Below are 9,826 nucleotides of genomic sequence, written 5' to 3'. Positions count from 1 at the left end.
GTTGTTAATTATAACTGTAAGCAAAGAAGATAAACAAACAAGTATTCAAAAAGCTAAAGAATTCATTAATAAATATGAAAGTTCATCTGAAACATTAATTAAATTTGACTATGAAGAAAACAAAGAAAATACTTCTATTATAATGCCTTCACTTGTTAATTATGTAGGGCAAGGGTATTTATATAAAAATTTAGGTTATGAATATGAAGGTTCAATGCTTGTATTAAAGAAATATTTATCGACTGAATATTTATGGAATAATGTAAGAGTTATGGGCGGAGCATACGGTTCATTTATTCAAATTGATAAATATGGTAATTTAGGACTAGTTTCATATAGAGATCCAAATGTAAAAAGAACCTATGATGTATATAAAAATCTTTTTGAATGTATAAATAATCTTGATTTAACCGATGAAGATGTAAATAAACTTATAATTGGAACAATATCTGATATGGATATTCCTTTAACAGTATATGGAAAAATAAGAGAGTACGTTTCAAGAGTATATACATTGGATACTTACGAAGATATAAAGAAAAGAAGAAAAGAAGTATTAACGACTAAAAAAGAAGATTTAATTAAACATGCTAAAATGTTTGACGAGGTAATTAAAAATTCGGTTAAGTGTGTTGCCGGAAATAAAGCAAAAATAAATGAGTGTAAAGACTTATTTGATAATGAAATAACACTGTTTTAGACTAATAATCGAAAGGATGCAATATGCAAAACAAAAGAAGATTAAAAAGAGTTATTTTAAGCTTTTTAATGACTTTTATATTAATATTTAATTTTAGTTCAAGTATAAATGCAGCTGCGCCTACCGTAAAAAAAAGTTCGAGTTTAGGGCTGTATTTATATGAAGATTCAACCCAAAGTGAACTATATAATTATAATGGAAATAAAAAAATGTACCCAGCCAGCACTACCAAAATTATGACAGCGGCTGTTACTTTGGATTATGTAAAAAATTTAGATGAAGAAGTTACCGTAGGAAGCGAACTTGATTGGCTTCCTGCCGGTAGCTCTGTATCTGATTTAATAAAAGGTGAAGTCTTATCATATGAAGATTTGCTATACGGTTTAATGATTCCTTCCGGTAATGATGCCGCAATCGTTCTTGCGTGTAATGTTGGTAATGTTATTAACGGAGAGAAAACAACAAAAAAGAAAGCTTATGATATTTTTGTTGATGCAATGAATAAAAAAGCAAAAGAACTTGGAATGAATGATACTCATTTTACTAATCCTCATGGTTTTCACGATAGCAATCATTATTCTACTGCTCATGATATGGCTTTAGTTGCTGCATATGCTGATAATAACGATTTTTATAATAGAGTTGTTAATTCTACATATTATGAAACAACTACCAATAAAACAACTCATAGGTGGTCAGGGCATAATTATATAATAGTTAAATCCAGCGATTATTTTTACAGTCTCGCAAAAGGGGATAAAACCGGATATACATCTCAGGCCGGAAGATGCGTAATTGTTTCCAGTGAAAATGCACAAGGTGTAAAATACTATGCCGCCGTACTTCATGCATCTTCTACAAAAGAACAGTTTACATATGCGAAAGATCTTTTAAAATATGGTAATACGGAAACAAAAAAACTTTTAATAGAAGAAAAAGATAAAACGCTTTATAAATACACGGTGCAAAACCTGGCTCTTGGAGAAACAGGTGAGTTAAAAGTTAAAGTCAATGATGATATTTATGTTTATTCAAATAAAAATTCAACAGAGGAAAATTTTAGAATAGAATTTTCACCAAATGAAGATTATTTGAAGAAAACAGCAGGAGAGGAATTAGAACTTGTAAATTCCATACATGAGGATGACAATATAGGAAATATTAACGTTTATTTCAATAATAAACTTTTTAAAAGTGTTCCTGCATTTTCTAAAAGTGACGTAAACATGAGGTCAGCTTTTGATATATTTATTACAAATGCGCTTATATTTATAGCTTTAGCTTGTCTTATTGTTATGGCTCTTGTTATTTCTTCAAAACACAGAACAAAAAAGAGAATAGAAAAAAGAAAAAAAACAAGAAGAAGAAGACTTCAAAATGAAATAAAAGCCTATGGCTCACAAAGTGTAAGACCAAGACCTGCTTATAATTCAAAAGGTAAAAAAATTAAAATCGCAAAAAAAAATAAACCTCAAAAAAGACGCCCAATTACAAAAAAAGTTTATAAAAAAGGTAAAAGAAGAAGATAGAAATGAATGATAAAACTTTTAAAGCTTTAGAATTTAATAAAATAATTTCACTAATAAGTGAACATGCTTACAGCGATAATGCAAAAGAAGAAATTTTAAGTTTATTGCCAACAGATAATATTTATTTAATTTCTGATAAATTAAATGAACTTGATGAACTTGTTAAATTTTCTCTTTCTTTTTCATTGCTTCCTATTTATGGATATAAGGTTAATAAAGATATTATATCAAGGGCATCTAAAGACGGAATACTTATAAATGATGATTTTATAAATATTTCAAAAAGCATAAAATGTGCTACTTTGGTAAAAAAACATATTTTATCTAATTTGTCGCAAGAAGATACTTATCCTACATTGGAAGATTATGCTAATAACATTGAAGATTTATCTTATCTTCAAAAAGAAATTGATAGAATAATAATAGACAGTGAAACCATAAGTGATAAAGCCAGCAGTACTCTTTATGATATTAGAAGAAATATAAAGAATACAAATAATAAAATAAGAGAGAAATTAAACAGTATTATAAATTCAAATAAGTATCAAAAATACTTAAGTGAAAATATTGTAACTATAAGATATTCAAGATATGTTGTTCCTGTAAAATCTGAATATAAAGGTGAGGTTAGAGGTATTGTTCATGATACATCTCAAAGTGGGGCAACTTTATTTATAGAACCTGAAGCAGTTGTTAATTTAAACAACAAGCTAAAAGAACTCGAAATAAGTGAGCAAAAAGAAATTGAAACTATTTTAAAAATTTTATCATTAAAGGTAAAAGAAAATGCAAACAGTTTAAAATTTAACGAAAATATTCTTTTATATTTAGATGTTTTAAATGCTAAAGCAGATTTTTGTATAAAAAACGAATACAGTAAACCTATTATAAGTGAAGATAACACGATTGATTTGAAAAAAGCCAGACATCCTCTCATAGATATAAACAAAGTTGTACCTTCAAACATTGTTTTAAATAAAGATTTTAAAGCTTTGATAATTACGGGTCCAAATACAGGCGGGAAAACGGTTACTTTGAAAACAGTTGGCTTATGTTCACTTTTAATGCAGTGTGGACTTTTTATTCCTGCAAATGAAAATAGTTGTCTACCGATTTTTGAAAATATTTTTGCTGATATAGGAGATAAGCAAAGTATTGCTCAAAGCTTAAGTACTTTTTCTTCTCATATGACAAATATAGTTGATATTGTTAATTCTTCAAATGATAAAACACTTGTTTTAATAGATGAATTAGGAGCCGGCACAGATCCTGTGGAAGGTTCTGCTCTTGCCGTTGCAATAATAGACAGACTTAAAAATATCGGGGCAAAAGTTTTTGCAACAACTCATTATAGTGAAATAAAGGAATATGCCATAACTAAAAAGGATGTAATGAATGCAAGCGTTGAATTTGATGTTGAAACTTTATCTCCAACATATAAATTAATACTTGGTATTCCAGGTAAATCCAATGCATTTGAAATTTCTAAAAAACTTGGACTTGATATTTCAATAATTGAAAAAGCTAAGAAAAATATAAAAAAAGAAAATAGAGATATCGAACAGCTTATAAAAGAACTTAATGACAAAACAGCTTTAGTTGAAAAAGAAAAAAATGAAGTTGAAAAATTGTTAGCTGAAAATGAGAAGTTAAATAATGAGTTAACAAAAGAAAAAGAATATATAGAAAACAATAAGTCAAAAATTATGCTTGATGCTTCTTTAAAAGCAAAAGATATTATTGCAGATGCAAAAAGAGAGTCTAAAGAAATTATAAACAAATTAAATAGAATTAGCATTCCAAAAAATGTTAATGCTAATAATGATAAATATAAAAAAGATATTGATAAAATTAAAAACCAAATAAAAGAAAAAGAAGAACTTTTAAATTCTTATATTCCTTCTCATGAAATAAAGAAACAAGAGAACAAACAAAACAAAAAAGAGGATTTCAAAGCTGGACAGGAAGTATATATAAAAAGTTTGGATCAATATGCGACAATACTTGGATTTGATAATAAAAATAATGTGTTTATTCAAGCTGGTATAATAAAAACAAAAATTCCAATTTCTAAAATAGAGCCTTCAAAAAGAGAAAAAGAACAGTTACAAAAATCAGTAATTAAATATTCAAATACAAAAGCGAAAACTATAAAAACAAGTTTGGATTTAAGAGGAATGTATGCTGATGATGCTATTTTAAAAGTGGAAAAATATTTAGATGATGCATATTTAGCAAACTTAAAACTTGTTACAATAATTCATGGGAAAGGTACCGGGGTACTAAAAAAAGCCGTTAGTGAACTACTAAAAAATCATCCATATGTAAAAAAATACAGACTTGGTGATATAGGTGAAGGTGGAGATGGTGCTACTGTTGTAACATTAAAATAAAATATATTTAACATATAATAATAAATAAAGAAAAGGAATTAACTATGAATATTATAATTGTTGGTTGTGGTAAAGTAGGAAGTACTATTGCAGAACATTTGCATGATGAAGGTCACTCTATTGTTGTTGTTGACAGAAGAGCTGATAAACTTGAAACTTTAAGTAATAAAATTGATATAATGACTGTTGAAGGTAATGGCGCAACAAATAGCATTTTAAATGAAGCAGGAATTGAGAATTGTGATTTACTTATTGCTGTTACAAGTTTAGATGAAGTAAACTTATATTGTTGTTTAATTGCAAAGAAAGCAGGCGCAAAAAATACAATTGCAAGAGTTAGAAATCCTGAATATGCGGAAGATATTCATATTGTAAAAGATGATTTAGGATTATCACTTTGTATTAATCCGGAACTTACAGCGGCAAATGAAATTTCAAGGCTTATTAGATATCCCGGAGCAATTGAAATTAACAGATTTACAAAAGGTGGAGTTGAATTATATAAATTAAAAATTCCTGAAAAATCAAAATTAGACGGTAAACTTATAAAAGATATTAATGTAAAAGATAAAAGTAATTTTCAAATTTGTGTAATTGAGCGTGATGATGATGTTTATATTCCATCCGGTGATTTTATGCTGAAAAATTTAGATAAAATATATATATTATCAAAACCTGCTGATGCAATGAAAATGTTTAAAGTTTTTGATATTAACGTTGAAAAGGGAAGAACTGCAATTTTAGTTGGTGGTGGAAAAATTGCGGTTTATCTCGCAAAATTCTTAATTTCGAGTAATATTTCTGTAAAAATTGTAGAAATGGATGCAGAAAGATGTGAAGAATTAAGTGATATTGTTCCAAATGCAACAATTCTTTGCGGAGATGGCTTGGATAAAGAATTTTTACTTGAAGAAGGTCTTGCCACCGTTGATTCTTTTGCTTCACTAACGGGTTTAGATGAGGAAAATATTATTTTATCTTTATATGCGGCAAGTGTATCTAATGCTAAAATTATTACAAAAATAAATAAATTATCTTTTGATAATATAATTAGCAAAATGGATATTGGCAGTGTAATAGAGCCTAAATATATTACAAGTGAATATATTATTCAATATGTAAGAGCAATGCAGAATTCTTTAAGCAGTAATGTAGAATCAGTGTATAAAATTGTCGGAGGACAGGTTGAGGCATTGGAATTTAGTGTAAAAGAAGAATCATTTATTACGGGTATAAAACTACAGGAACTTGAGCTTAAAGATAATTTATTGGTTGCAAGTATAAGCAGAAATGGTAATTTAATTATTCCTTCCGGTTCTGATACTATTGAAGTCGGGGACAGTGTAATAATTGTAACAACACATAAGAAATTAAGAGATTTAACAGATATAGTAAGAAATTAATTATATTTAGATTTGGAGATTTAATATGAATAAGGGAATGATAAAGCATATTACAGGTTGGGTTTTTATTTTGATGGGTATAGTTTTACTTCTTCCAACTTTGGTTGCTTTAATTTATAAAGAAACAACAGGATATTCTTTTATTATCATTTCATTGATTAGTTTTATAATAGGTCTATTATTAATATATAAAAAGCCTAAAAATCAGGTGATATATGCAAAAGAAGGATATGCGATTGTTGCTCTTAGTTGGATTATAATAGCATTAATAGGTGCAATGCCTTTTATTTTAAGCGGAGAAATACCAGTTTTTTTTGATGCTCTTTTTGAAAGTTCTTCGGGTTTTACTACTACAGGGGCAAGTGTTGTTGCCGATGTGGATGCTTTGAGTAAATGTACATTGTTTTGGCGTTCTTTTATGCATTGGCTTGGAGGAATGGGAGTTTTAGTCTTTATAATAGCCGTTATACCTTTGATAGGAGGGGGACAAAATATGCATCTTATGAGAGCAGAATCTCCCGGTCCTATGGTAGGTAAATTAATGCCTAAATTAAGAAGTACTCCTATGATTTTATATGGTATATATTTTGGATTAACGGTTATAGAAGTTATTCTTTTGATTATTGGGAAAATGCCTTTATTTGATGCCATTTTAAATTCCATGGCAACTGCAGGTACCGGTGGTTTTTCAATGAGTAATGCCGGAATGAGTTTGTATAATACATATTGTCAATTTGTCATTTCTATTTTTATGATACTTTTTGGAGTAAATTTTAATATTTATTTTTTAATACTTGGGAAAAAAATAACAAGAGCGTTTAAAAATGAAGAAGTAAGATGTTATTTAGCCATAATTGCTCTTGCAACTATTGTAATAGCTTTTAATATTAGAGGAGATTATTCTTCAATATGGATGGCTTTTCATCATTCACTTTTTCAGGTTGCAAGTATAATGACTACAACAGGTTTTTCAAGTGTGAATTTTAATTTATGGCCACAGCTTTCAAAAACGATACTTTTAATTTTAATGTTTATAGGAGCATGTGCAGGAAGTACCGGAGGAGGTATAAAAGTAAGCAGATTTATTATTTTATGTAAAGATGCTTTTAATGAACTTTCAATGCTTATTCATCCGAGAAGAGTAAAAATAATGAAAATGGATGGAAAGAAAATAGAAAAGAAAACATTCCATAATGTTTGTGCATATTTATTCATTTATACGATAATTTTTACGGTATCATTATTACTTATATCTTTAAATAATTATGATTTTGCAACGAACTTTAGTGCTGTTGCAGCTACAATGAATAATATAGGTCCCGGATTAAACCTTGTTGGTCCTGCAACAAATTATGGATTTTTATCAGATTTTTCAAAATTGGTATTATCATTTGATATGATAGCAGGAAGACTTGAATTGTTTCCACTTTTAATTTTATTTGCTCCGGGAACATGGAAAAAATAGTTTTTCTAAGAGGGGTTTATGTTAAGAGAATATCATGGTATAGTTATAAAAAATATAAAATATTCGGATAATGATAGGATACTTACTGTTTTTACAAAAGAAAGAGGTAAAATAAGCGTTATGGCAAAAAACGCTGCTTCAAAAAGAAGTAAGGTAATAGCCCAAACAAGTACGTTTTCTTATAGTTATTTTGTATTATATCCAGGGAAAAATTTTTATACATTAAAAAGTGCTGATTATATAAAAAGTTTTCCGGGAATACAAACAGATCTTGAAAGACTTTCTTTTGCAAGTTATATTTGTGAGCTTATTGATATATTTTATGAAGATAAAATGGAAGAAGAAATAACTTTTAATCTTTTATTTTATACTTTGGATTTAATTCAAAAATGTAAAATAGAAAATATATCTTTTGTAGCTCTTATGTTTATGTTAAAGCTGCTTGGTATTTCAGGGATTATTCCTGATTTTAAATATTGTAACATATGCGGTGATGCAAAAAGCAGTGATTACTACCTTGATTTTGAAAGCAGTATGTTGTCTTGCAAAAAATGCACAACAAAGTATTTTTCATCAAATAAATTAACTTTAAAACAAATAAATTTAATCAATGAACTTACTTATATAAACTTAAAGGATATTAAAAAAGTTGATTTTAAAAATATTTCTTTAAAGGAATGTAACAATATAATTGTAATTTTGAATAATTATATAACTTATAATCTTCAAAAGAAAACAAATAGTTTTAAATTTTTATCAGATATGATAGAATTAAATTAATATATGCAATAAATAAAAAATGGAGGAAGAAATGACAAGAAGGCTTAGTTTAAATGAAATAATAAGTATTACAAAAATGAGAGGAATAATATTCCCAGGTTCTGAAATTTATGAAGGACTTGCAAATAGTTTTGATTATGGTCCTGTCGGAACACTTATTTTAAATAATGTTAAAAATGCATGGTTTAAAAAATTTATTCAAGAATCACCTTACAATGTTGCGCTTGACAGTGCTATTTTGGTTAATCCAAAAGTTTGGGAAGCAAGCGGTCATCTTAAAAACTTTAATGATCCTTTAATGGATTGTAAAAATTGTAAATCTCGTTTTAGAGCTGATAAATTAATTGAAGATGATTTAGAAAAAAAAGGTCTTGATGCAAATGCTGATGGATGGAGCAATGAAAAAATGGAAAATTATATTGAAGAAAACAATATAGTATGTCCAAATTGCGGTAAACACGATTTTACAAAAATAAGACAATTTAACTTAATGTTTAAAACTTTCCAAGGTGTAACTGAAGACAGTGTTAATACAATTTATCTAAGACCGGAAACTTGTCAGGGTATTTTTATAAACTTTAAAAACGTTCAAAGATCAACAAGAAAAAAATTACCTTTTGGTATAGGACAAATTGGTAAGTCTTTTAGAAATGAAATTACACCTGGTAACTTTATTTTTAGAACAAGAGAATTTGAACAAATGGAACTTGAATTTTTCTGTGAACCAAAAGACGAAATGAAATGGTTTGAATACTGGAGACAATATTGTTTTGATTTCTTAGTTTCTCTTGGAATTAATAAAGAAAACATAAGATTCAGAGATCATGCAAAAGAACAATTATCTCATTATTCAAATGCTACAACAGATATAGAATATGAATATCCTTTTGGATGGGGTGAACTTTGGGGAATAGCAGACAGAACTGATTTCGATTTAAGATCACATGAAGAATTCTCAGGTAAAGATATGAAATATGTTGATCCTATAACAAATGAAAAATTCCATCCATATTGTATTGAGCCGAGTGTTGGAGCAGGTAGATTATTCTTTACACTTCTTTGTGATTGTTATGTAGAAGAAACTTTAGAAGATAATACAACCAGAAACGTATTTAAATTACATCCTTATTTGGCTCCTTATAAGGTAGCAGTACTTCCATTAACAAAGAAATTATCTGAAAAAGCAACTGAAGTATATGCTGAGCTTTCTAAATATTTTATGGTTGATTATGATGAAGCCGGTAATATTGGTAAAAGATATCGTAGACAAGATGAAATCGGTACTCCTTACTGTGTTACAATAGACTTTGATACATTAGAAGATGGTGCTGTTACTGTAAGGGACAGAGATTCAATGGAACAAGAAAGAATAAAGATTGAAGATTTAGTTAAATATATTAGCGAAAAAGTTATGTTTTAATTAATAACCTTAATAAATATTACATTTGTCGTGATGATTATATAAACATGGCAAGTGTAATATTTTTTTTATGGGGTATTCGTATTGTAATTGTTTAAAAAATATAGTAAAATAATATTAATAATTAATGTAAAAG

6 protein-coding genes and 1 pseudogene are annotated in these 9,826 nt (G+C 27.8%); all 7 read left to right on the top strand.

Annotated features, from left to right (window positions below; all coding sequences use genetic code 11):
* Positions 1 to 700 (top strand): annotated as a pseudogene (locus FGQ49_RS10380) (insulinase family protein); the annotation flags it as partial.
* Positions 701 to 723: 23 nt separating this feature from the next.
* The gene (locus FGQ49_RS07235; RefSeq protein ID WP_138269202.1) at positions 724 to 2,229 is read left to right on the top strand and encodes a serine hydrolase; all 1,506 of its coding nucleotides are present in this window, start codon (positions 724 to 726) and stop codon (positions 2,227 to 2,229) included.
* A 2-nt stretch (positions 2,230 to 2,231) separates the two neighbouring features.
* The gene (locus tag FGQ49_RS07230; protein ID WP_138269201.1) at positions 2,232 to 4,622 is read left to right on the top strand and encodes an endonuclease MutS2; all 2,391 of its coding nucleotides are present in this window, start codon (positions 2,232 to 2,234) and stop codon (positions 4,620 to 4,622) included.
* A 44-nt stretch (positions 4,623 to 4,666) separates the two neighbouring features.
* A complete protein-coding gene (gene trkA / locus FGQ49_RS07225; protein WP_138269200.1) occupies positions 4,667 to 6,025 on the top strand; it encodes a Trk system potassium transporter TrkA in 1,359 nt (452 codons plus the stop codon).
* A gap of 25 nt (positions 6,026 to 6,050) precedes the next feature.
* Positions 6,051 to 7,490 (top strand): TrkH family potassium uptake protein, encoded by a 1,440-nt coding sequence (locus tag FGQ49_RS07220; RefSeq protein ID WP_138269199.1) that lies wholly within the window; start codon positions 6,051 to 6,053, stop codon positions 7,488 to 7,490.
* 18 nt (positions 7,491 to 7,508) lie between these two features.
* Positions 7,509 to 8,270, top strand: coding sequence for a DNA repair protein RecO (gene recO, locus FGQ49_RS07215; RefSeq protein ID WP_138269198.1), 762 nt, complete (start codon positions 7,509 to 7,511; stop codon positions 8,268 to 8,270).
* A gap of 31 nt (positions 8,271 to 8,301) precedes the next feature.
* Positions 8,302 to 9,690 carry a glycine--tRNA ligase gene (locus FGQ49_RS07210; RefSeq protein WP_138269197.1) on the top strand — a complete coding sequence of 463 codons (1,389 nt, stop codon included), beginning with the start codon at positions 8,302 to 8,304 and terminating at the stop codon, positions 9,688 to 9,690.
* Positions 9,691 to 9,826: the final 136 nt, after the last annotated feature.

It is taken from the genome of Anaerofustis stercorihominis, from assembly GCF_005844425.1.
In the GTDB taxonomy this organism is placed as follows: domain Bacteria; phylum Bacillota; class Clostridia; order Eubacteriales; family Anaerofustaceae; genus Anaerofustis; species Anaerofustis butyriciformans.
Note: the sequence above shows the minus strand (reverse complement) of the source record. Positions and strands in the feature narration are given on the sequence as shown.

What these genes read in the sequence shown, in the direction of transcription:
- FGQ49_RS07235 (WP_138269202.1), top strand. Translation starts at nt 724, where the DNA reads ATGCAAAACAAAAGAAGATTAAAAAGAGTTATTTTAAGCTTTTTAATG.
- FGQ49_RS07230 (WP_138269201.1), top strand. Translation starts at nt 2,232, where the DNA reads ATGAATGATAAAACTTTTAAAGCTTTAGAATTTAATAAAATAATTTCA.
- trkA (WP_138269200.1), top strand. Translation starts at nt 4,667, where the DNA reads ATGAATATTATAATTGTTGGTTGTGGTAAAGTAGGAAGTACTATTGCA.
- FGQ49_RS07220 (WP_138269199.1), top strand. Translation starts at nt 6,051, where the DNA reads ATGAATAAGGGAATGATAAAGCATATTACAGGTTGGGTTTTTATTTTG.
- recO (WP_138269198.1), top strand. Translation starts at nt 7,509, where the DNA reads ATGTTAAGAGAATATCATGGTATAGTTATAAAAAATATAAAATATTCG.
- FGQ49_RS07210 (WP_138269197.1), top strand. Translation starts at nt 8,302, where the DNA reads ATGACAAGAAGGCTTAGTTTAAATGAAATAATAAGTATTACAAAAATG.